This window comes from Sanguibacter sp. A247 (assembly GCF_052324925.1).
Taxonomy (GTDB): domain Bacteria; phylum Actinomycetota; class Actinomycetes; order Actinomycetales; family Cellulomonadaceae; genus Flavimobilis.
In genome coordinates this window covers 57,597-79,271 of record NZ_JBQPRE010000003.1, presented here as the reverse complement: position 1 = coordinate 79,271, position 21,675 = coordinate 57,597, and the positions used below count along the sequence as shown (strand labels likewise).

At 70.1% G+C, this 21,675-nt stretch carries 19 protein-coding genes; 7 read left to right on the top strand and 12 right to left on the bottom strand.

Annotated elements, in window-relative coordinates:
• Positions 1–3: 3 nt before the first annotated feature.
• The 5 genes from ACTVCO_RS08575 to ACTVCO_RS08555 all read right to left on the bottom strand — a co-directional run bounded on the left by ACTVCO_RS08575 (position 4) and on the right by ACTVCO_RS08555 (position 5,909).
• Positions 4–189: a ubiquitin-like protein Pup gene (locus ACTVCO_RS08575; RefSeq protein ID WP_443728007.1), complete on the bottom strand. Its 186-nt coding sequence runs from the start codon at positions 187–189 to the stop codon at positions 4–6.
• A 74-nt stretch (positions 190–263) separates the two neighbouring features.
• A complete protein-coding gene (gene dop, locus ACTVCO_RS08570; protein ID WP_443728006.1) occupies positions 264–1,883 on the bottom strand; it encodes a depupylase/deamidase Dop in 1,620 nt (539 codons plus the stop codon).
• Between the two features lie 24 nt (positions 1,884–1,907).
• Complete coding sequence (gene arc / locus ACTVCO_RS08565) at positions 1,908–3,530, bottom strand: proteasome ATPase (RefSeq protein WP_443728005.1); 1,623 nt, start codon at positions 3,528–3,530, stop codon at positions 1,908–1,910.
• Positions 3,531–3,597: 67 nt separating this feature from the next.
• Complete coding sequence (locus ACTVCO_RS08560; RefSeq protein WP_443728299.1) at positions 3,598–4,602, bottom strand: tRNA (adenine-N1)-methyltransferase; 1,005 nt, start codon at positions 4,600–4,602, stop codon at positions 3,598–3,600.
• A gap of 77 nt (positions 4,603–4,679) precedes the next feature.
• The gene (locus tag ACTVCO_RS08555; RefSeq protein ID WP_443728004.1) at positions 4,680–5,909 is read right to left on the bottom strand and encodes a site-2 protease family protein; all 1,230 of its coding nucleotides are present in this window, start codon (positions 5,907–5,909) and stop codon (positions 4,680–4,682) included.
• Between the two features lie 52 nt (positions 5,910–5,961).
• Here ACTVCO_RS08555 and ACTVCO_RS08550 point away from each other — a divergent pair, with 52 nt between their 5' ends.
• Complete coding sequence (locus tag ACTVCO_RS08550) at positions 5,962–6,828, top strand: RecB family exonuclease (RefSeq protein WP_443728003.1); 867 nt, start codon at positions 5,962–5,964, stop codon at positions 6,826–6,828.
• Positions 6,829–6,866: 38 nt separating this feature from the next.
• On the opposite strand, the gene ACTVCO_RS08545 is transcribed toward ACTVCO_RS08550, so the two are convergent.
• On the bottom strand, positions 6,867–7,589 hold the full coding sequence (locus ACTVCO_RS08545; RefSeq protein WP_443728002.1) for an HAD family hydrolase: 723 nt from the start codon (positions 7,587–7,589) through the stop codon (positions 6,867–6,869).
• 176 nt (positions 7,590–7,765) lie between these two features.
• Here ACTVCO_RS08545 and ACTVCO_RS08540 point away from each other — a divergent pair, with 176 nt between their 5' ends.
• Both ACTVCO_RS08540 and ACTVCO_RS08535 read left to right on the top strand, forming a co-directional pair.
• The gene (locus ACTVCO_RS08540) at positions 7,766–8,650 is read left to right on the top strand and encodes a PAC2 family protein (protein ID WP_443728001.1); all 885 of its coding nucleotides are present in this window, start codon (positions 7,766–7,768) and stop codon (positions 8,648–8,650) included.
• Between the two features lie 53 nt (positions 8,651–8,703).
• Positions 8,704–9,666, top strand: coding sequence for a TIGR03560 family F420-dependent LLM class oxidoreductase (locus tag ACTVCO_RS08535; RefSeq protein ID WP_443728000.1), 963 nt, complete (start codon positions 8,704–8,706; stop codon positions 9,664–9,666).
• A gap of 97 nt (positions 9,667–9,763) precedes the next feature.
• Here the strand turns inward: ACTVCO_RS08535 and mshC are convergent, their stop codons facing one another.
• Complete coding sequence (gene mshC / locus ACTVCO_RS08530) at positions 9,764–11,050, bottom strand: cysteine--1-D-myo-inosityl 2-amino-2-deoxy-alpha-D-glucopyranoside ligase (protein WP_443727999.1); 1,287 nt, start codon at positions 11,048–11,050, stop codon at positions 9,764–9,766.
• Positions 11,051–11,091: 41 nt separating this feature from the next.
• Positions 11,092–11,961: an undecaprenyl-diphosphatase UppP gene (gene uppP, locus ACTVCO_RS08525; RefSeq protein WP_443727998.1), complete on the bottom strand. Its 870-nt coding sequence runs from the start codon at positions 11,959–11,961 to the stop codon at positions 11,092–11,094.
• 75 nt (positions 11,962–12,036) lie between these two features.
• Between uppP and ACTVCO_RS08520 the strand changes: the two genes are divergently transcribed.
• Complete coding sequence (locus tag ACTVCO_RS08520; RefSeq protein ID WP_443727997.1) at positions 12,037–13,002, top strand: aldo/keto reductase; 966 nt, start codon at positions 12,037–12,039, stop codon at positions 13,000–13,002.
• Positions 13,003–13,120: 118 nt separating this feature from the next.
• Here ACTVCO_RS08520 and ACTVCO_RS08515 read toward each other — a convergent pair whose 3' ends face one another.
• Positions 13,121–13,480 (bottom strand): primosomal protein, encoded by a 360-nt coding sequence (locus tag ACTVCO_RS08515; RefSeq protein WP_443727996.1) that lies wholly within the window; start codon positions 13,478–13,480, stop codon positions 13,121–13,123.
• A gap of 68 nt (positions 13,481–13,548) precedes the next feature.
• On the opposite strand from ACTVCO_RS08515, the gene ACTVCO_RS08510 reads away from it, so the two are divergent.
• Positions 13,549–13,788, top strand: coding sequence for a DUF5703 family protein (locus tag ACTVCO_RS08510; protein WP_443727995.1), 240 nt, complete (start codon positions 13,549–13,551; stop codon positions 13,786–13,788).
• A gap of 49 nt (positions 13,789–13,837) precedes the next feature.
• Here ACTVCO_RS08510 and ACTVCO_RS08505 read toward each other — a convergent pair whose 3' ends face one another.
• The 3 genes from ACTVCO_RS08505 to ACTVCO_RS08495 all read right to left on the bottom strand — a co-directional run bounded on the left by ACTVCO_RS08505 (position 13,838) and on the right by ACTVCO_RS08495 (position 19,081).
• Positions 13,838–15,169, bottom strand: a complete 1,332-nt coding sequence (locus tag ACTVCO_RS08505; protein WP_443727994.1) for a M20/M25/M40 family metallo-hydrolase — start codon at positions 15,167–15,169, stop codon at positions 13,838–13,840.
• A gap of 13 nt (positions 15,170–15,182) precedes the next feature.
• The gene (locus ACTVCO_RS08500; RefSeq protein WP_443727993.1) at positions 15,183–17,270 is read right to left on the bottom strand and encodes a M3 family metallopeptidase; all 2,088 of its coding nucleotides are present in this window, start codon (positions 17,268–17,270) and stop codon (positions 15,183–15,185) included.
• A 104-nt stretch (positions 17,271–17,374) separates the two neighbouring features.
• Positions 17,375–19,081, bottom strand: a complete 1,707-nt coding sequence (locus ACTVCO_RS08495; protein WP_443727992.1) for a PP2C family protein-serine/threonine phosphatase — start codon at positions 19,079–19,081, stop codon at positions 17,375–17,377.
• Positions 19,082–19,647: 566 nt separating this feature from the next.
• Between ACTVCO_RS08495 and ACTVCO_RS08490 the strand changes: the two genes are divergently transcribed.
• Both ACTVCO_RS08490 and ACTVCO_RS08485 read left to right on the top strand, forming a co-directional pair.
• Positions 19,648–20,505: a hypothetical protein gene (locus ACTVCO_RS08490; protein ID WP_443727991.1), complete on the top strand. Its 858-nt coding sequence runs from the start codon at positions 19,648–19,650 to the stop codon at positions 20,503–20,505.
• Between the two features lie 821 nt (positions 20,506–21,326).
• Positions 21,327–21,674 carry a hypothetical protein gene (locus ACTVCO_RS08485; protein ID WP_443727990.1) on the top strand — a complete coding sequence of 116 codons (348 nt, stop codon included), beginning with the start codon at positions 21,327–21,329 and terminating at the stop codon, positions 21,672–21,674.
• Position 21,675 lies beyond the last annotated feature (1 nt).

Genomic DNA, 21,675 nt, shown 5'->3' with positions numbered 1-21,675 from the left:
GGATCACTCGCCGCCCTTCTGGACGAAGCCCTTGACGAAGCTCTCGGCGTTGGCCTCGAGGACATCATCGATCGAGTCGAGCAGCGCGTCGACGTCGGAGTCCTGCGTGCGCACCTGGGGTGCGGCCGTCGCGGGAGCGTCATCCGCTGCGGGGTCGTGGGGCCTGTTGAGACGTTCCTGACCGGACATCGTTCCTCCTGCGTGCACGCGGATCGTTGCGGTCCCATCTCACCACAGGTCGGGTCCGCGCGGGGACGGGTCCGCTAGGAGAGGAGCGCCGCGAGGAACCCGCTCACATCTCCCGCGTGCTCATCGAAGAGCGCACCCACCTGCGCCTGCGTCCCGCGGTGGGGGTCGAGCAAGGGAATACGCTGCAATGCGGGTGTTCCAGGGACGTCGAGGACGACGGAGTCCCAGCTCGCCGCATCGACGTGCTGCCCGAACCTCGCGACGACCTCGCCGCGGAAGTAGGCGCGCGTGCTCGTCGGCGGATGGTGAACCGCGTCCGACACCTCAGCCTCCGTCGTGAGGCGATCGACCGCACCGGCCGCGAGCAACCGGTGGTAGAGACCGCGCTCGGGACGGATGTCGGACCACTGCAGGTCGAAGGCTGCCAGGCGGTGGTGTCCCCAACCGATGCCGTCGCGCTCACGCATACGGTCAAGAAGACGGAGCTTGGCAACCCACTCGACGTCGCGCGCGCACTCCGCACGCGACCGTCCAAGACGTTCGAGCACGTCCTCCCAGCGGTCGAGGATCTCCTGCGTCGCGGCATCAGGGGCGCCGTCGAGCGCGGCGACCTCCCGTGCGGCGGCGAGGTAGGCGCGCTGCACGTCGAGCGCGGTCGTCGTGCCGCCGCCGCGCAGCCGCAGCGGCGCGACGAGGTCAAGGTCACGGCTCACCGTGCGCACGTCCTCGACCGGGTCGGCGAGGCTGAGGTCCGCGAGCCGCGCGGTCGCGGGACCAAGGCGCGCGAGGTTCTCGGCGATCGCGAGCACGAGGTTCGTGGCGCCGATCTTGAGGAGCGTCGCGGTCTCGAACAGGTTGGCGTCGCCGATGATGAGGTGGAGGCGCCGCCACCGGTCGCGGTCTGCATGGGGCTCGTCGCGCGTGTTGACGATGGGGCGGCGCAGCGTCGTCTCGAGGCCGACCTCAGCCTCGATGAAGTCGGCGCGCTGAGCGAGCTGGAACCCTGCGTCCTCGCCCCGGGGGCCAAGCCCGACGCGTCCGGAGCCGACCATGATCTGCCGGGTCACGAGGAACGGCGTGAGCAGGTCGACGAGCGTCGCGAACGGAACCTCACGGTCGACGAGAAAGTTCTCGTGCGTGCCGTAGCTCGCGCCCTTGCCGTCGCCGTTGTTCTTGTAGAGGTCGACGTCAATCCCGACGGTCGCAAGCTCGCGCGCCGCACGCAGCATGACGCGCTCCCCCGCGACGTCCCAGACGACTGCCTCACGAGGCGCGAGGACCTCGGGAGCGGAGTACTCCGGATGCGCATGGTCGACGTAGAGGCGCGCACCGTTCGTGAGGATCGCGTTCGACGTGCTCGGGTCGTCGTACAGCGGGGTCGCCGGGCGCTCCATGCCCATGACCGGCCCCGCGACGACCGAGTCCCCTGCGTCCGCGTCACCCGAAGGAGCGGGACGGGAGGGGTCGTCGGTGAGCAGAGAAGGGTGCGCCGAGGCCCGGAGCAGCTCGAAGCCGCGTGCGTCGGCGAGCGGATTCTCGTCGAGATAGTCCCACCGCGGCGGCCGCGGAAGTTCCGCAAGAGCGCGATACGCATTGACGACCTGCGACGACATGAGGATCGCGTTGGCCCCCGGGTTGCCCGGCGACACGACCCCGTACTCGGTCTCGATCCCGACGATGCGCGTCACACTCACGTGAGACCTGCCCTTCCGTGCTGACTAGAGGTACTGCCCCGTCGGGCTCGTGGCCTCGATCGGGCGGGCCTGGTGCTCCGTGCCCTGCTTGCCGTGCTGAACGATCGTCCGGATGAAGACGATCCGCTCGCCCTTGCGCCCCGAGACGCGGGCCCAGTCGTCGGGGTTCGTCGTCGAGGGAAGGTCCTCGTTCTCGCGGAGCTCCTCGGCGAGCGACCGCATGAGGTGCTCGACGCGCAAGCCACGTTCATCCGTCGCGAGGAGGTCTTTGATCGCGTGCTTCTTCGCGCGGTCGACGACGTTCTGAATCATGGCGCCCGAGGCGAAGTCACGGAAGTACAGCACCTCCTTGTCGCCGCTCGCATACGTGACCTCGATGAAGCGGTTGGCGTCGTCGGTCGCGTACATGCGCTCGACGGCCCGCTGGATCATGGCGGCCACCGTCGCCTGAGGATCGCCGTCGTTCTCGGCGAGGTCGTCCGCGTGAAGCGGGAGATCAGCGGTGAGGTACTTGCCGAAGATCTCGCGCGCGCCCTCGGCGTCGGGCCGCTCGATGCGGATCTTCACGTCGAGCCGCCCCGGACGCAGGATCGCCGGGTCGATCATGTCCTCACGGTTCGAGGCGCCGATGACGATGACGTTGTCGAGGCGCTCCACCCCGTCGATCTCAGCGAGCAGCTGCGGCACGATCGTCGTCTCGACGTCCGAGGACACACCGGTGCCACGCGTGCGGAAGAGGGACTCCATCTCGTCGAAGAAGACGACGACGGGAGCACCCTCCGACGCCTTCTCACGGGCTCGCTCGAAGATCGACCGGATGTGACGCTCGGTCTCACCCACGTACTTGTTGAGGAGCTCGGGGCCCTTGATGTTGAGGAAGTAGGAACGCACCTCGCCGCCGCCGTCGCGCGCCGCGACGAGCCGCGCGAGGGACGCCGCGACGGCCTTGGCGATGAGAGTCTTGCCGCACCCGGGAGGACCGTAGAGCAGGACCCCCTTGGGGGGCCGCAGGCCGTGCTCACGGTAGAGGTCCGGGTGGTCGAACGGCAGCTCGACCGAGTCGCGGATGGTCTCGATCTGTTGCGCCAGGCCACCGATGTCTTCGTAGGAGATGTCGGGGACCTCCTCGAGCACGAGCTCGGAGACCTCGGACCGCGGGACGACCTCGTAGACGAACGCGGTGCGCGAGTCTGCGATGAGGGAGTCGCCGATCCGTACCCTGATCCCGTCGAGGGAGCCGGCCGGCTGCATGACACGCTCGTCGTCCGACCGCCCGACGACGACGAACCTGCCGTCGTCCAGGATGTCCTTGACCGTGACGACCTCACCGAGGTCGCTGAACTCCCCCGCGCCGACGACGACGAGCGCCTCGTTGATGTGGAGCTCCTGGCCGGGCTGCAGGGCGGCCGTGTCGACCCCGGGCCCGACACCGAGGTGCATCTTGCGCCCCTGCTGGAGCACGACGACCGACGACGCATCGACAGCCTCGACGAAGACGGCGAACGTTCCCGGTGGGCGCGCGAGGTCCTCCACCTGAGCATTGAGCACGACGATCTGCTCGCGTGCCTTGGTGAGCGCGTCGACGAGGCGGGCGTTGCGCGCGGCGAGCAGCTCGAGCTGCGCGTCGAGACGGCCAGGCTCGGTCACGGTCGAACCTCCGACGAGTTCGGGAACAGGAACGCGGGACGGCGCTCCTCGCCCTCGACCCTAGTGCTCAGTCTTCGGCGTCGGGCCCGCGTCCCACATCTCGACGGACGCGGCGGATCTTCTTGTCGGAGATGGGGCGCTCACCGATGTCCTCGGGCGACCAGTCGTCGGTCGTCGCGGGGGTGTAGCCCTTCGACGGGCGGCGCTTGCGCTCGGGCGCCTCGATCCCGTCGGCCATGCGGCGTGCCGTGAGGAGGAAGCCCGTGTGGCCGACCATCCGGTGGTTCGGCCTGACCGCAAGGCCCTCGAGGTGCCAGCCGCGGATCATCGTCTCGAAGGCCTCGGGCTCACCGAAGCCGCCGTGCGAGCGCAGGTCCTCGGCAAGACGCGACAGCTGGGTCGTCGTCGCGACGTAGCAGACGAGGACGCCGCCGGGCGTGAGCGCCGTGTGCACCTCGTTGATGTTCTCCCACGGTGCGAGCATGTCGAGAACGATGCGGTCGACCTCACCGGGGCCGGCCACCACGGGAAGGGTCGGAGCCAGGTCGCCCACCGTGAGCGACCAGGCCGGGTGCGGACCACCGAAGAACTGCTCGACGTTGCCGCGCGCGATCTGCGCGAAGTCCTCCCGACGCTCGATCGAGTGGACCGAACCTGCATCACCAACCGCACGCAGGAGAGAGAGCGTGAGGGCGCCCGAGCCGACCCCGGCCTCGATGACACGCGCACCCGGGAAGATGTCGGCCATCGCGACGATCTGGCCCGCGTCCTTGGGGTAGACGACCGCGGCCCCCCGAGGCATCGAGAGCGTGTAGTCGCTCAGCAGAGGACGCAGCGCAAGGTACTCGACGCCCGACGTCGTCGTGATGACCGAGCCCTCAGGGCTCCCGATGACCTCGTCGTGACGGAAGTAGCCGCGGTGGGTGTGGAACTGGCCGCCCTCCTTGAGGACAACCGTGTGGAGCTTGCCCTTGGGGTCGGTCAGCTGAACGCGCTCACCCGCCCGGAAGGGGCCGCGGCGGACAGCCGCGCCCGTCGCCTGGCCGACGGGCGCACCGCTCGGACGGACCAGGGCGCGTGGCCCGTCGTGGTCGGGCACTGCGTCGGGCTCGGTCGAGAAGGTGTTCGCGTCGGTCACGAGGCACGAGTCTAGTTCTCCTGCGAGGAGTCCCTGCGCGGGGTCCGCCAGGAGGGTGCCCGCAGTGCGTCGACGACGTCGGCGACGACGATGATCCCGACGACCCGCCCGTGGCGCTCGGCCACGATCACAGGAGCCTGCGACGCGGCTCGCACCGCCGCGAAGAGCTCGAGCCCCGTGAGGGAGGAGTCGACAGGCTGAGCGGGCGCAAGAGCGGTGGCGACGGCGAGCACGGGCTCGCTGCGGCGCTCGGCGGGGACGGCGGCGAGCGCCGCGCCGTCGGCCCACGCGCGGGGGCGTCCGAGCGCGTCGGGGACGATGACCGCCCGTACGCCGTCGGCCAGGAGCGTCGAGAGCGCGTCGTCGATCGTCGCCTCGGGTGCCAGCACGGTCGCGGGCCGCACGAGCCGGGCCGGGTCGAGCACGACTGCTCGTGCGGTCGGCACCGCGACGGCTGTGGCGCGGGACGCGCCGTGCCACACGAGGACCGCGAGGACGAGGCTCCAGGCGACGACGAGCGGAGGCGGAGGCGTGCTCGCGTACAGCCACCACGCGACGAGGACGACGACGAGGGCGAGGGCGACGCCATAGCCGCTCGCGGCAGCGATCCGCCCCGCGACCGCGCGGTCGCGGGTCAAACGCCACACGAGCGCCTCGAGGATCGCACCGCCGTCGTAGGGAAGCGCGGGAACAAGGTTGACGACCGCGACGACCCCGTTGGCGATCGCGCCTGCAAGGAGCACCTGCTGCGTGATGAGCGTCCCGGTCGACGGCTCGCCGGCCCCAAGGACGAGCGCGGGCACACCGAGGATCGCGACGAGAGCGACGTTGACCGCGGGGCCGGCGACTGCCGTGAGCAGGTGGCTGCGCGGGGTCGCCCCCCGCGCGTCGTACGCCGTTTGCCCGCCCCACGCCGTGAGCGTGACCGACCGCACGGTGCGACCGTACGCACGCGCCGTGAGCGCATGGGCCACCTCGTGGAGTGCGACCGAGCCGAGCAGGAGGACGGCGAACGCGACCGTCATGAGGGCGACGACGAGCCCGAGCGGCATGCCGGTCGCGGCGAGCTCGGTGAGCGGCCGGGCAACCCGTGAGGCGGTCGGCACGTAGATGGCGGCGAGCGCGAGCGCGCCGAGCGGCCACCAGAGATCAAGGACGATCGGCGCACCGGCGACGCGGCCGATGGTCAGGCCGCCCGCGCGCCGCCTGCGCGCTCGCCGGTCCTCGCTGTGCTCGTCCACAGGAGCAGAGTAGGCGCACCTGACTGTCAGACCCGAACCCTAGGGTGGTCCTATGACGTCCTCGGAACCCACCGCGACCCCACGCGAGCGCCGCGCACCTGCGCTCTCGCCCTCGCGTCTCAACGACTATCAGCAGTGTCCGCTGCTCTTCCGGCTGAGGACGATCGACCGCATCCCTGAGGTTCCGAGCTCCGCAGCTGCGCGTGGGACGCTCGTCCACACGGTTCTCGAGGGGATCTTCGACGTCCCCGCCGGGGAGCGGACGCCCGAGCATGCGCTCGGCCTGCTCCCGCGGGCGTGGGACGACCTTCGGCGGCGCCGGCCAGAGTATGCATCGATGTTCGACGACGAGGCGGCGACCGAGGCCTGGCTCGGGTCCGCGCGCGCGCTCGTCGAGCGTTACTTCACGCTCGAGAACCCGATGCGTCTCGAACCGCGTGCACGTGAGCTCACCCTGGAGGCGCAGCTCGAGGATGGCCCGCTCCTGCGCGGGATCGTCGACCGGATCGATGTCGCTCCGGACGGCGCTGTGCGGATCGTCGACTACAAGACGGGCAAGGCACCGCGGCCTCAGTACGGGGAGTCTGTCGCGTTCCAGATGCGCTTCTATGCGCTCGTCGTCCTGCTCACCCGCGGCACGATGCCCGCGATGCTCCAGCTCGTGTTCCTCGGTGACGGGCAGGTGCAGCGCAGCGTTCCCACGACGGGCGACCTCGAGCGGACGGAGACGAAGATCCGGTCCCTGTGGGACTCGATCGTGCGCGACGCGCGCGAGGGTTCGTTCGCACCGCGGACCAGCAAGCTGTGCGACTGGTGCGCGCACAAGACGCTGTGCCCGGCGTTCGGTGGAACATCACCGGTGTTTCCCGCCGAGAGCGTCGGCCTGCGGCTCGGGATCAGTGACGAGCCTCGCGGCTGAACCCGTGCCCCCGGCGAGAGCCGGGGGCACGAGAGCGATCACTCCTCGTCGCCGAGGTCGTCGACGATCCCACCGGCCAGCACATGGCCGAGCAGGCCAAGATCGAGCGTCTCGAGCGATCGGACGCGGCTGAGCCCGGGGTGCTGGACGACCGGGACGTGGCCCTTGACCGCGATCGTCGCGGCTCCGGAGGCCAGCGCGGAGGCCACTCCGGGGCGGGAGTCCTCGATCGCGACGCACCGTGCGATGTCGACGCCGAGCTGCTCAGCAGCCCGCAGGTAGGGCTCGGGGTCCGGCTTACCGCGCGAGACCTCGTCGCCCGTGATGACGACGTCGAACGTCCCGGCGGGGAGCGCGTCGAGCAGGTGGGTGACCATCTCGCGGTAGGACATCGTGACGAGGGCGCACGGAACTCCGTGGCGACGCAGCTCGCCGAGCAGCTCGGCGGCTCCTGGACGCCACGGCACGTGCGCTGAAAGCAACGCAGCAACGCGGCTCGTGAGAACCTGCGCGATCTCGTCCCGCGTCAAAGCGACCCCGTGCTCCTGGAGCACGACCGCACTGTCCACGAGGTTCGACCCGACGAGCTCGAGCCCCTGGGCGGGCGACCACTGCCCGCCGAACTCCGCGACGAGCTCGGCCTCAGCGGCGAGCCAGTACGGCTCGGTGTCGATGATCGTTCCGTCCATGTCCCACAGAACCGCCTCGGGCACGAGCCCGGGCGCATCGATGAGCGTGACAACGCGCTCGGCATCCTGCACGGCCAACCTCCTTATGCGGTCCCCCGACCGCGGTCATTCCTGGCACACTAGCCGCGCCCGCCACGGAGAGCAGTGATCCATCACCCTCCGGACGGGCGACGTGGGTCACACAGCGGGAAACCCCCCATGCCCTGCTCGCACGGCTTGCGTGAGGCGCATGCGCCTAGGCTGGGGGGATGGCTGGCACCGACGACCTCGACCTCACTCCCGTCCGGGAGACGATCCTTGTCGCAGCGTTCGAGGGATGGAACGACGCAGGAGGCGCGGCAACGGCTGCCGTGCTCCACCTCGTCGAGCAGCTCGGAGCGACCAAGGTCGCCGACATCGACCCCGAGGAGTTCTACGACTTCCAGGTCAACCGCCCGATCGTCGCGACCGAGGACGACGGATCGCGTTCGCTCACGTGGCCAACGACGACCGTGGCGGCGGTGACGCTCGGCGATCGGCGCCTCGTCCTGGTTCACGCGACCGAGCCGTCCATGCGGTGGCGCACGTACTGCGCCGAGCTCCTCGCGATCGCAGACGGGCTCGGGGTCACAACGGTCGTCACGCTCGGTGCGCTCCTGGCCGACGTTCCCCACACCCGGCCGATCCCGGTGACCGCGACGAGCGACGACGCCGCGACGCGTTCCCTGCTCGATCTGGCGGCGAGCACGTATGAAGGCCCGACGGGCATCGTCGGGGTCCTGCAGACGCTTGCGCGTGCGCACGGCATGCACGGGTTCTCCGTCTGGGCGGCGATCCCCCACTACGTCGCGCACGGTCCGTCGCCCAAGGCGACGCTCTCGATCCTGTCCCGCCTTGAGGAGCTGCTCGGGATCACCATCCCGCTCGGAGACCTCGTCGACGATGCGCGCGCCTGGGAGGACGGCGTCGATCTTCTCGCCCACGAGGACGAAGAGATCGCCGAGTATGTCGCGCAGCTCGAGGCGGCCAAGGACACGGTCGACCTGCCCGAGGCCAGCGGGGACGCGATCGCGCGCGAGTTCGAGCGCTACCTGCGCCGGCGCGAGGGCGGCCGCGGTGACCAAGGGCCAGGACCGGGCGGGCCGACGGGCTGAGCTCGTCGGGCTCCGCGAACGCGCGGGCGCCGCCATCGCTTACCGTGAGGAGCATGGACGTCCGCATCTTCACAGAACCCCAGCAGGGCGCGTCGTACGACGACCTCCTGCGCCTCGCCCTCGCTTCCGAAACCCTCGGTTTCGACGCCTTCTTCAGGTCCGACCACTACCTCCCCATGGGAACGGACGGCCTCCCGGGCACGTCGGACGCCTGGACGACCCTCGCAGGCCTCGCCCGCGACACCGCGACGATCCGTCTCGGAACGCTCGTGACCCCCGTGACCTTCCGCCACGCCGGGGCCCTGGCTGTCCAGGTCGCCCAGGTCGACCAGATGTCCGGTGGACGCGTCGAGCTCGGCCTCGGTGCCGGCTGGTACGCACGGGAGCACGAGGCGTACGGTCTGCCGTTCCCCGACAAGCGCTTCGACCTGCTCGCGGAGCACCTCGAGGTCGTCACGGGCCTGTGGGCGACGCCCCCGACCGAGACGTTCACGTTCCGCGGTACGCACGTCCAGGTCGTCGACGCGCCCGGCCTCTCGCAGCCAGTGCAGCGCGCGGGCCGCGACGGCGCCCCCGGCGTGCCCATCATCATCGGTGGCTCGGGACCACGACGCACGCCCGCCCTCGCTGCGAGGTTCGCCTCCGAGTACAACGCGGCCTTCCCCGAGATCTCGACGATCGCCGACCGGTTCGCAACGATCCGCGCGGCGGCGTCAGCGGCCGGTCGCGCCGCGGACGACCTCATCTGCTCGGCTGCGCTCGTGTGCGCCGTCGGGCGTGACGAGGCCGAGTTCCGTCGCCGTGCCGAGGCGATCGGCCGTGAACCCGCCGAGCTGCGCGAGCACGGCGTGTGCGGCACGGTCGACGAGGCCGCACGTCGGGTGAGCGAGCTGCGGGACCTCGGCGTCGAACGCCTCTACCTGCAGATCCTCGACCTCCACGACCCCGATCACCTCGAGCTCATCGCTCGCGAGGTGCTCCCGCTCGCTGACGTGCACCTCACCGCACGAGCCTGAACCCGGACACGCGCAGAAGCCCGGCCGCGACGGCAGCGAGCAGACGCGACGGCGCCGCACCCGCACCGGAAGGTGCAGGTGCGGCGCCGTCGGAGTCTCAGATCCGGATGCCGAGGAGTGCGTCGATCGAGCGCGCGACGATCCCCGGGGCACCTTCGACCACGTCGACGTCGTCGAGCGCCGACTCCGTGACCGCGCGCTCCGCCCACGCGTCGACCGCGGCGAGCGCGGTCCGCGTGTCGAGGTCGTCGCGCAGTGCGGCGCGCACGAGCGTGAGCATCTCGGTCGCGTCGGGGCCGCCGTTGCCCGAGATCGCCTCGCGCCACCGCTCAAGACGTGTCGTCGCGGCGGCAAGATCGGTGTCGAACCACTCCCACTCGGTCCCGTGGTGGTGCGCGAGCAGCGCGAGCCGGATGGCCATGGGGTGGACACCCGCGTCGATGAGCCGGGAGACCAGCACGAGGTTGCCTCGCGACTTGCTCATCTTCTCGCCCTCGTACGAGACGAGCGCGGCATGGACGTTGACGAGCGCCGGCTGCCCGCCGAGCATGCGCACGTGCGACGACGTCATCTCGTGGTGCGGGAACAGAAGGTCGGAGCCGCCGGCCTGGACGTGGATCTCGTCACCGAGGCCCGCCTGCGAGATGACGGCGCACTCGACGTGCCACCCGGGGCGTCCGCGACCGAGCGAGCCTGCGTCCCACGCGGGCTCCCCCGCCCGCTCGCGACGCCACAGCAGCGGGTCGAGCGGATCGCGCTTTCCTTCGCGACCGGGGTCCCCACCTCGCTCGGCAAAGAGGTCGAGCTGCTGTGCGCGCACCAGGTGGGAGACGGTTCCGAACGCGTCGTCGCGCGAGAGGTCCGCGTAGATGTCGCCCGCGACATCACCGTCGGCGACCCCCTCGGCGGGGTCGATCGGCACGCGATAGGCCGCTCCCGAGGCGACCATGGCCTCAACCGCGTCGATGACCTGGGGAACCGTCTCGACGACACCGAGGTAGAGGTCGGGCGGGAGGACGCCAAGGGCCGTCATGTCGCGCCCGAACAGCGCGATCTGCTCGCGCGCGAGGTCACGCCAGTCGACTCCGGTGGCAGTGGCCCGCTCGAGGAGCGGGTCGTCGACGTCGGTGACGTTCGAGACGACGGTCGTGCGGAGGCCCGCGTCACGCCACGTGCGCACGAGGACGTCGAACGTCACGTAGGTGGCAGCGTGGCCGATGTGCGTCGCGTCGTACGGGGTGATCCCGCAGACGTACAGACCTGCCGAGGCTCCTTCGACCGGCTGGACCCGGTCGCCGCTCCCCGTATCGATGAGGGTCGGCGGAGTCGACGCCCCGGGGGTCGACGGGATGGACGGGATCTGCGGAGTCGGCCAAGCATGCACCGGGTCAGCCTAGCGGGCCGTGCGGGCGCTGTGGGCCGCCGTCAGATCCCGGTGCCTGCGGCCGTGAGCGTTCCCGCGAGCAGGAGCACGACGATGAGCGCGGCAAAGCCGATGCGGTAGATGACGAACGGCAGGTACGAGCGCGTCGAGACAAGTTTGAGGAACCAGACGATGACGACGTAGCCGACGACGAACGCGACAACCGTCGCGAGCACGGTCGCCCCGATCGACGGCGTACCCGGCTGCCCGAACTCGTCGAGCGATCCGACGAGCTTGTAGATGCCCGAGCCGAGCACCGCGGGGATCGCGAGCAGGAACGAGTACCGTGCGGCAGCCTCGCGGGTGTAGCCGAGGAGTCGACCCATCGTGATCGTCCCGCCCGAGCGCGAGACACCGGGGACGAGAGCAAGCGCCTGCGCGACGCCGAAGAGGACTGCGTGACCCGCCGTGATCGACTCGAGCTCGCGAGCCTGGGGCCGGACGCGGTCGATGACGCCGAGAAGGATGCCGAAGACCGTGAGCGTTCCCACGGTGATCCAGAGGTTGCGCAGCGACGTGTCGATCGCGTCCTCGAAGAGGAGCCCTCCGACGACGATCGGGACGGAGCCGAGGGCGATCCACCACGCCATGCGGGCATCGGGGTCCCCCGCTCCGAGCCGCGCGGACCACGAAGTCCCGTTGCGCCCCGTGAGCGCTCGCCACCACGCGCTGACGATGCGCGCGATATCGCGACGGAAGTAGAGGAGGACCGCGGCCTCCGTGCCGATCTGCGTGATCGCGGTGAACGCGGCTCCCGGATCGACGTCTCCGATGAGCTCCCCGACGACGCGCAGGTGCGCCGAGGAAGAGATCGGCAGAAACTCGGTGAGCCCTTGGACGAGGCCGAGGACGAATGCTTCCCATGCGTTCACGGGAGTCCACTCTAGGGGCACGTTGCGCGCGCGGCGTCCGACCAGGGACCGATCCTGGACGATAACCTTCCCCGCATGGACACCCGCAGCCTCGGCACCACCGGTCTTCGCGTCTCAGCCCTCGGGCTCGGCACGATGACCTGGGGACGCGACACCGACGAGCACGACGCGGCCGAGCTGCTGCGTGACTTCCTCGAGGCGGGTGGCACGACGATCGACACGTCGGCGTCGTACGCCGACGGTGGTTCCGAGGAGGTCATCGGTCAGCTGCTCGCGTCGACGGGCACCCGTGACGACGTCGTCCTCGTGACCAAGGCCGGAACCCGATCGACCTCCCGCGGCAACGTCGTCGACGCGGGCCGCGGAGCGATCCTCGACTCCCTCGATGCGTCGCTCCGGCGCCTGGGGACCGACCGCGTCGACCTGCTGCTCGTCCAGGCACCCGATCCGCGCACACCTCTCGAGGAGACGGTCGACGCGCTGCGGCGCGCGGTCGACTCTGGCCGCGCGCGGTATGTCGGCCTCTGCAACCACCCCGGGTGGAGCCAAGCGCGCGCCGCCACTCTCCTCGAGGCCTCGGGGACCGGGCTCGCCGCCGTCGAGGTCGAATACTCCCTGCTCGAGCGTGGCGTCGAGCGTGAGGTCGTGCCGGCCGCGTCAGCGCTCGGCTCGGGCCTGCTCGCGTGGTCCCCGCTCGGACGAGGCGTGCTCACCGGCAAGTATCGCCGCACGATCCCTGCCGACTCTCGCGCTGCATCTGCCCACCTGGCGGGCTTCGTCGCGCCCTACCTCGACGACGCGGCGAGCTCGATCGTCGATGCCGTGGCGATCGCGGCGGACGGTCTCGGCAAGACTCCTGCGGCGGTTGCGCTCGCGTGGCTCCTGGGCCGTCCGACGGTCGCCTCTGCGCTCGTCGGCGCCCGCACGCCCGCGCAGCTGCGCGCCGCCCTCGACGCGATCGACCTCGTGCTGCCCCCCGAGGTCGCCTTCGCGCTCGACGAGGTGAGCGCTCCCGTGCTCGGGTACCCCGAGCGCCGCTGAGCACCCCGTTCACGCGCGAGAGCCCCGGCCGAAGCCGGGGCTCTCGTGCGTGAACGTCTCGAGATGGGGTGGGGTACGCGCGGCTCAGCCGTCGCACCGCTCAGCCCGTCGTCATGACTCAGCGGTCGGGACGGGCCACGTCGTTGAGGTCCTCCTCGGAGAGCCCTTCGAGCTCGTCCTCGTCATCGTCGTCATCGTCGTCGATGTCATCGTCGTCATCGCTGTCGTCGTCATCGTCGTCATCGTCGTCGCTGTCGTCATCGCTGTCGTCGTCATCGTCGTCGACGACGTAGAACGGAAGCGCCTCCCCGTACTCGGTCGCGAGCGCGTCGTCGTAGACGTCGAACGCGTCCGCAAGGACGTAATACGCCTCGTCAACCGCGGGATCGTCATCCGAACGGCGGCTCACGACAGCATGCAGGTGCGCCTCAAAGGCAACGGTCAGGCGGGCGAGGGCGTCACGCGGGTCGACGGTCATGCCTGAACCGTAACGCGCCGCCGTGCACAATGGCAGTCGGATATCCGTCCCGGACCTGTGGAGGCCACATGACGAACGCCACCGCCACGCCGATCGCTCCGCCCGTCCCCCGTACAGGCGAGTACGAGCACCGCCTGCTCACCCTCGGTCACGACATGTCGCGCGCCGAGGTTCGGCGGCTTCTGCACGACGAGGCAGAACAAGGTCGATGGGAGCTGGCCCGCACGATCCTCTACGCCGGTGGCGTCCGCAAGATCTGGCTACGACGCCGCATCATCCGAGCCCGATCGACGCTCGGCCTCGTCTAGCCGCGACTGCGCCCGCACCACTTGCAGGGCGTGGACGCAGTCGCCAACCTCACAGGTGCGTGAGCATGCGCCGCAGCACGCGCACGCCGAACTCGAGCGACTCGACCGGAACACGCTCGTCCACTCCGTGGAACATCCCCGGGAAGTCGAGGTCCGCCGGAAGGCGCAGGGGGACGAAGCCGTAGCCCGCGATCCCCAGGCGCGCGAGCGACTTGTTGTCGGTCCCTCCCGAGAGCATGTACGGCCACACCGACGCCCCCGGGTCCTCCGCGAGGACCGAGGCGACCATCGTGTCGACGAGGTCTCCCGCGAACGGCACCTCGAGGCCGATGTCCTCGTGGATCGCCTCGATACGCACGCGAGGGCCCGCGAGCTCCCGCAGCACCGCCATCGACGCGTCATGGCTGTCGGGGAGGAAGCGTGCGTCGACGACCGCCGTCGCGCTCGAGGGCACGACGTTCGCCTTGTAGCCCGCGTCGAGCTGCGTCGGCGTCGCGGTGCCCCGGAGCGTCGCCCCGACGAAACGCGCAGCTGGGCCGAGCGCATCGAGCAACGCATCAAGCGTTCGGGGATCAGCCGGATCGAACGGCAGGCCCGCGAGGTCCGCAACACCCCGCATGAGTGCGTCGACGGACGGTGTGAGCTCGAGCGGCCACTCGTGACGCCCGATGCGCGCGAGCGCCTCGGCCAGGTGGGTCACCGCGTTGTCCGTCGTCACCTGCGAGCCGTGGCCCGCGCGGCCCTCAGCAATGAGGCGCAACCACGCGAGCGACTTCTCGCCCGTCTGCAGGAGGTAGGCGCGGTGACCCCCGACGTCGACCGAGTAGCCACCGACCTCGCTCACGGCCTCGGTCGCGCCCTCGAAGAGCTCAGGACGGTGGTCGACGAGCCACTGCGCACCATGGACGCCACCCGCCTCCTCGTCCGCGAAGAATCCGAGAATGACGTCGCGCCGCGGGCGCACGCCGTCCCGGATCATCTCGCGCACGACGGCAAGGATCATCGCGTCCATGTCCTTCATGTCGACCGTGCCGCGGCCCCACACCATGCCGTCGACGATCTCGGCGGCGAAGGGGTCGTACGTCCAGTCCTCGGCGCGCGCCGGGACGACGTCGGTGTGACCGTGCAGGACGAGCGCGGGAGCCGACGGGTCCGTGCCCGCCCAGCGTGCGACGACGCTTGCGCGGCGCGGCTGCGTCTCGATGTAGGTGACCTCGAGCCCGACCTCTTCGAGCAGGCCCTGGACGTACTCGGCAGCCTCCCGCTCCCCCGGGCCCGAGCCGTCGCCGTAGTTGCTCGTGTCCATGCGCACGAGGTCGCGACAGATGCGCAGCACCTCGTCCTCGGCTCGCGGGTGCGACCCCGCCGGGTGCGTCGTCATGGTGCTCACCGTCTCACGCGTCCCCACCTGGGCGAGCGAGGCCGCGTCGGACGAGGAGCGGCGTCGTCGACGCCGCACGCCCGCGCAATGCCTCGAACGCGCCCACGGGGTCGGTCGAGTCGCCGAGCGCAAGCAGCCCGCGCCGGAACCGTTCGCCGTTCTCGCGCGTGAGCCCACCGTTCTCCTCGAACCACGTGACCGTGTCGGCGTCGAGCACCTCGGACCAGATGTAGCCGTAGTACGAGGCCGAATATCCCCCCGCGAACACGTGGTTGAAGTAGGTCGAGCGGTAGCGCGGCGGAACGAGCTCGGGATCGAGACCGAGCGAACGCAGAGCACGGTCCTCGAACGCCTCGACCTCGTCAGGCGAAGCCGGAACCTCGTCGGGCGTGAGCCGGTGCCAGGCCTGGTCGAGCAGAGCCGCCCCCAGATACTCGGTCGTCGCAAATCCCTCGCCCTCGCCGCGTGCGGCGAGCAGGGTCGCCACGAGCTCGGACGGGAGCACCTCACCCGTGAGGTGGTGGCGCGCGTACCGCGCAAGCAGGTCCGGGTGCCACGCCCACATCTCGTTGACCTGCGAGGGGTACTCGACGAAGTCGCGCGGAACGTTCGTGCCTGACTGCGACGGCAGACGGACGTCGGAGAACAGTCCGTGAAGCGCGTGCCCGAACTCGTGGAATGCCGTGATGACCTCGTCCCACGTGAGGAGCGCCGGTTCTCCCGGAGCCGGGCGCGGGATGTTGAGGACGTTGAAGACGACCGGCCGCTGGCCCAGCAGGTGGTTCTGGTCGACGAGGTGATCCATCCACGCACCGCCGCGCTTGGAGGGACGCGTGAAGAAGTCGCCGAGGAAGAGTCCGAGCCCCGAGCCGTCGGAGTCGAGCACCTCCCACACGCGCACCTCGGGGTGGTAGCCGACAAGGTCGTGGCGCTCGACGAGCGTGATGCCGAACAGCTCGTGGGCCGCAGCAAAGACACCGTGCGTGAGAACGCTGTCGAGCTCGAGGTAGGGGCGCAGCGCAGCGTCGTCGAGCGCGTACCGTGCACGTCGCACGTGCTCGGCGTAGTACGCGCGGTCCGAGGGGGCGAGGTCGGTCGCGCCCGTGTCCTCAGCGAGCGCTGCGACGAGGTCCGCGCGCTCCGCGCGCGCGTTCGCCAGGGCGCGCGGCACGAGGGGCTCGAGCATCTGGGCCACGGCCTCGGGCGTGCCCGCGGTCGCGTCCTCGGTCGCGTAGGAGGCGTGGTCGCGCAGCCCGAGCAGCTGCGCACGCTCGGCGCGCAGGCGCACGAGCTCGAGCAGGGTCGCCCGCGAATCCGAACCCTCATGGGTCCCGCGCGTCACCGACGCCGCGTGCACGCGGGCGCGCACGCTGCGGTTCGTGAGCGAGCTGAGCACGCCCTGCTCGGTCGGCAGCTGCAACGTGAGCAGCCAGCCCTCCGCGTGGCCCGCCTCGCGAGCGGCGGCCTCGGCCGCGGCGACCGCGTCGGGGGCCAGACCGTCGAGCTCGGCAAGGTCACGGACAAGAACCGCGCCCTCGTTGCCGGACGCAAGCACGTGCCGCCCGAATGCAGCCTCAAGCTCGGCGATGCGCGAGTTGAACGCCCGCAACGCCGCCTGATCGGTCTCGGGCAGGTGGACGCCCGCCCGGCGGAAGTCCCGCAGGAGCGTGTCGACCGCACGACGGTCGGCGTCGCTCGCCTCGATCTCACCGTCGTCGATGCGCGCGGCAAGGGCCGCGACGCGCTCGTGGAGCCCGACGTGCATCGCGATCGCGTCGTGATGCGCCGAGAGCTCAGGAGTCACCTCTTCCTCGAGGGCCTCGAGGGCGTCGGTCGAGTCCGCCCCGAGCAGAAGATCAAGGATGACCAGGGCTCTGTGGAGCACCTCGCCCGAACGCTCGAGCGCCTCGAGCGTGTTGCTGAGATCGGGTGCCGCCGGGTCCGCGACGATCGCGTCGACCTCGGCACGCTCCGCGGCCATGCCCGCGCGGATCGCCGGCGCGAGGTGCTCGTGGCGGATGCTGGCGAAGTCTGGCAGGCCGTAGGGCAGGGACGAGGGGTGCGCGAGAGGGTTGGTCGCGTCGAGGGGCGTTGCGGTCATGGAGCCAGTCTCTCAGCGAGGACCCCTCACGCGCAGCGTTGGCGCGCGGTGCTCAGTCGCGCGCTGGGCTCCGACGGCCCGCGGAGCGCGGGCCGCGCGCCGGGCTAGACGGGCCGGACCGCAAGCACCGCGATGTCGTCGCGCTCGCCCGTCGCTTCCATCTCGGCAAGGACGACGTCGACGAGATCCCCGACGGGCGCGCTCGCCACCCCGGTCAGAACCGAGCTCAGCCGCACGAGGGACTCGTCGATCGTCTCGCCGCGTCGTTCGACAAGACCATCGGTGAACAGCAGGAGCGTCTCACCTGGCGCGAGGGTCGCCGCGTGGTCGTGCCGTTCGTAGGGCACGACGCCGAGCATGAGGTCGCTCGCCCCCTCGAACGTGCGCGTCGTGCCATCAGCTGCCACGACGACGGGCGCCAGATGGCCCGCGCTCGACCACGTCACGTGGACCGAGCCGTCGGCATCACGCCCGCCCCGCACCTGGGCGACGACCGCGGTGCCCATCGTTCCCGTGTCGAGCGCGAGGTTGACATGGTCAAGACGCTCAAGAAGCTGCGCGGGCGTCTGCACGCGATCGGCGACGAAGCCACGCAGGATCGAACGCAGCGATCCCATCCGCGCGGCCGCAGCGATGTTGTGCCCGACGACGTCACCGATGACGACCGTCGTGACCCCCGAGCTGTGGATCGCGTCGTACCAGTCTCCGCCGACCTGCTCCCCCTCGGCAGCCGGCACGTAGCGTGCCGCGAGCTCGAGGCCCGGAACGTCGGGAAGGCTCGTGAGCATGGCCTCCTGGAGCGTGCGCGCGACCGCGGCCCGCGCCTGGACGAGCTCGACGCGCTCGAGGGACTGCACGACGTACCTCGCGAGGGCGAACTTCATTCGACGCGTGCGCGCCTGGGTTCGGTGCGGGCCGGCCCAGCCGAGCCACAGCCAGCCTGTGCGCCGACCCACCTGGATCGGGACATAGACCTCGCCCTCGACCTCACGCGACGCGTCGGCGGCAAACTCCGGGAACCGCTCGACGAGCGCAGCACGGTCGTCGAAGAAGACGCCCTCGCCGTGCGCCGCCGCGTACGCTCCCGGATGCGCGGCGGTCGGGGCGATCTCGGTGTACTGGAGGGGCCGGTCGGCGGGCAGGCCGCGCGTGTCGAGCGCGTCGAAGCGGCCCGCGTGGTCCAGGACGATCGCGCAGTGGTCCGCCTCAAGCTGAGCCGCTGCAAGCTCGCGGACAGTGGTGACCGTCTCGTCGACCGTGCGCGTCCCGGCGAGCGCCTCGGACGAGGCGAGCAGAATACGGTTGATTCGCGTGATCTCCTGGAGCTCAGCCTCAGCCTCGACCGCTCGGCGCAGCGAGGTGCGCGAGCCGAGATAGGCCGCGAGCAGGACCGCGAGCTCGCCGAGCGCGCGCACGTGCGTCGGCGGCACGTCCTTGAGGGTCTGGGCGAAGAGCACGGCGACGCGCGCTCCGTCGGGAGTCGTCACGGGAACCGCGACAAAGCCCACCGGCTGCTCGGGACGTGAGACCGCAGACTCGGCGGGCGTGAGCACGACGAGGCGACCTGAGCGCAGCGACTCGTACGCGAGGTCTGTGCGGAGCGGTCCCGCGGCCCCGCCATCGAATGTGCAGGCGGCGGCGACGCGCGCCCCGTCGGGCTCGGGCAGCAGAACTGCCGCCGCTCCGTTGTCGACACACAGGGAAGCGAGGACCGCATAGCGCTGGAGCTCTGGGTCGTCGCTCGGCTGCGGGCCGAGCCAGGGGCGTACGACTGGAGCGACCGCCCCCTGATTCGTGTCAGCCGTCGTCACGAAGGACAGTCAACACGAGACGGAGCCGGACCGCGAGCAGGTGACGGAATCTTCACAGTTCCTGCTGCTTCGCGGCGGTATCGCCCGGCCGCACGGGCAGGCGCCGGGGCAACGACGAAGCGGACCCAGGTGAACCTGGATCCGCTTCGCGTCGCTGTCTCAACGAGTGTCCGGAGGGGGACTGTAAGCCGCCGAGTGGGGAAGTTTCCCCGTTGAGGTCGCTGTCATGCCTGGACCCTACACGCAGCCCATCGGGACCAACCACAGCGAGTCGGGCGCGACAGCGCAGCCCCCGAAGGCGCTCGATCCTCCGCAGTTCGTCGCCATCTCAGCGGCGGATCCTCGGATTGCACCAAATCGCGACCGAGGACGCCGCCAGCCCAGCCCTCCCCTCGACGTTGAGAGGACGACGGCCCCCCGCACCCCCTTATCGAGTTTGACTCGCACGACCTCGTCATGGCCTCGCATCTTGGCATCGTCATGGCGTCGCACACTGGCACCTCAGACGGTCTCTCGTCGCCCCTGTCGTCGACGCTTGAGTCGAGACGAAGCTGTAATCTGTCGACATGGACATCACACCGAACACCCCGGACACGCCTCCAGCCCAGCGAGATCCCTTCGCAGAGTTCGAGGACGAAACCCCCGCGGACGCAGCCTTCACGCGCAGCGACCTCCTCGGCAAAGCCAAACGAGGCTTCGTGCGGCTACGCAAGGACTTCGTTCAGCGTGAGGCCAAGCCGCGCCCGTCCGTGCTCGCCGACCTGGTAGGTCGACGCAGCGAGACCGCGCTCGACCTCCTCCTCACCGTGCACGCCCTCCAGCCCATCCTTGACGAGACGCCCCTCGACATCAAGGTCTGGGCACGCATGCTCGGCGACAGCGTGACCGTCCGCAGGACCAGCAACGCCTTTAAGACCCTCGAAGAGATGGACTTGCTCTCTGTCGATGGCAAGCGAGGAACTCCTGAGGTCGCGCTCAAGAGAGAGAACGGCGACGGCAAGCCGTGGAAGAAGGACCGCGAAGAGGACCCGGCCGAGCGCGGGCGCGGATTCTTCGCCCTCCCGTTCGACTATTGGACAGAAGGGCTGATCGACTCCCTCAACCTTCCGGGCAAGGCGATGCTCCTCGTGATGCTCAAGGAGACCCAGGACCCGAACGGTGGGCTCACGTTTGCCATGGCCCATGAGCGGGCCCAAGAGTTCTACGGGTTCTCCGAGCGGACCGCAGAGCGCGGCTACTTGGAGTTGCGCAGGCAGGGCCTCATGGCAGAAAGGCGCAAGCTCGTTAAGTCGGGCCGTCACCCCCTCGGGTACCGCGAGGAGTGGCACCGCGCGCTCGTCTATCCGTATTCAACCGACCACCGCGAGAACCTGCGGATCATCGCAGCGAAGGCCGCGAGGGGCACCGCGGGGGCTGCTCCGTGAGAGCGACGAGCGCCGTGCACAGGTCGCAGCCCGCAGCGCCCTCCAATTGTCTCAGGGCCATCTTGACAAGACTTCCCCGGCACTCGGCCGGGGGCCTCCACTGACAGGCGGAGAGAGCATATGAAAGGAGGTATACCCGTGCGCGACTTCTGTCCCACTTGCAAGCAGGCAATCAGTACGACGAACGGCGCTAAGCGTCACAGGTGGATTCGTTCCACCGTGCCGCTCGCGCCGCTGGTCAGGGAGCTGATCCTGCTGGTTCGTGACCTCATGTAGGCCAACTCGTGGCCCGAACTGAGGCCACTCTGGGGCGTCTCGCGTTGCCGCGCGGGGCGCCCCTCTCTCTGCACGGTAGGACGAGGGGCCTCGCACGCGCAACTCGCGCCGCGTCCGCTCCGCCTTGCCACCCCGCGAGGCTTATCACTGTGCGCGCCGCCCCGCAGACGCAACAGGCCCCTAACCTTCGTTCGCGACTGTCGGGGCCTGCGGGACCGTGGCCCGCCCCCTGGGAGAGACGCCCACATCAACATCCTCACGGCGCTTCGCTCACGACACGCTTCAGATACGCGAAAGCCCCAAGGCTTGTGGACGCCTCGGGGCCTTCGGGCCTGCTGTCTCAACAGTCTCTGTCCGAGCCCTCTTGGAGCTGGAAGTCACTGCAAGCCTACCCGAGAGCACTGCCAGGGCGAGCCAGTCCGGCACTACTCCTCCCCCGCACTTGTGACGCCAACAGACGCGCTCACAGGTGTGGTCGGACGCCTCGAGCGTCCCGCGTGCCAGCCTCACCCGAGGACGGACGCCCAACCAAAGGAGGGGCACAGATGCCCGCATCGCTCAAAGGAGCAGGGACCGACCCGACCCCCACGGATGACCAGGGGGCCGAAGCAACCACGGTCTACACGATCGACCCGAGCGAGCTGCTGGTCCACTACATCCAGCTCTCGAAGGCCGATACTGCGGTGTTGAACCACGGTATGGACGTGCTCTCACTGCACGAGCAGATCGCGGAGATCGAAGCGTTCATCCTGCGCGAGGACCCGCAGATGTACATCAGTTTCCTCTTCGCCGCGGGCATCTACGTCGGGAAAGTTGCCCACCCGACCGGCGGGTACTCCGAGTACTGCTCGGTGTGCCACAAGTCCGACCCGGAGTGGTTCTTCCGCTCCTGAG

Coding starts and splice junctions, on each gene's coding strand:
- ACTVCO_RS08490 (WP_443727991.1), top strand. CDS start 19,648: ATGGACATCACACCGAACACCCCGGACACGCCTCCAGCCCAGCGAGAT.
- ACTVCO_RS08485 (WP_443727990.1), top strand. CDS start 21,327: ATGCCCGCATCGCTCAAAGGAGCAGGGACCGACCCGACCCCCACGGAT.
- ACTVCO_RS08505 (WP_443727994.1), bottom strand. CDS start 15,169: ATGACGACGCACCCGGCGGGGTCGCACCCGCGAGCCGAGGACGAGGTG.
- ACTVCO_RS08535 (WP_443728000.1), top strand. CDS start 8,704: ATGGACGTCCGCATCTTCACAGAACCCCAGCAGGGCGCGTCGTACGAC.
- ACTVCO_RS08520 (WP_443727997.1), top strand. CDS start 12,037: ATGGACACCCGCAGCCTCGGCACCACCGGTCTTCGCGTCTCAGCCCTC.
- ACTVCO_RS08550 (WP_443728003.1), top strand. CDS start 5,962: ATGACGTCCTCGGAACCCACCGCGACCCCACGCGAGCGCCGCGCACCT.
- ACTVCO_RS08515 (WP_443727996.1), bottom strand. CDS start 13,480: ATGACCGTCGACCCGCGTGACGCCCTCGCCCGCCTGACCGTTGCCTTT.
- ACTVCO_RS08500 (WP_443727993.1), bottom strand. CDS start 17,270: ATGACCGCAACGCCCCTCGACGCGACCAACCCTCTCGCGCACCCCTCG.
- ACTVCO_RS08510 (WP_443727995.1), top strand. CDS start 13,549: ATGACGAACGCCACCGCCACGCCGATCGCTCCGCCCGTCCCCCGTACA.
- ACTVCO_RS08540 (WP_443728001.1), top strand. CDS start 7,766: ATGGCTGGCACCGACGACCTCGACCTCACTCCCGTCCGGGAGACGATC.
- ACTVCO_RS08575 (WP_443728007.1), bottom strand. CDS start 189: ATGTCCGGTCAGGAACGTCTCAACAGGCCCCACGACCCCGCAGCGGAT.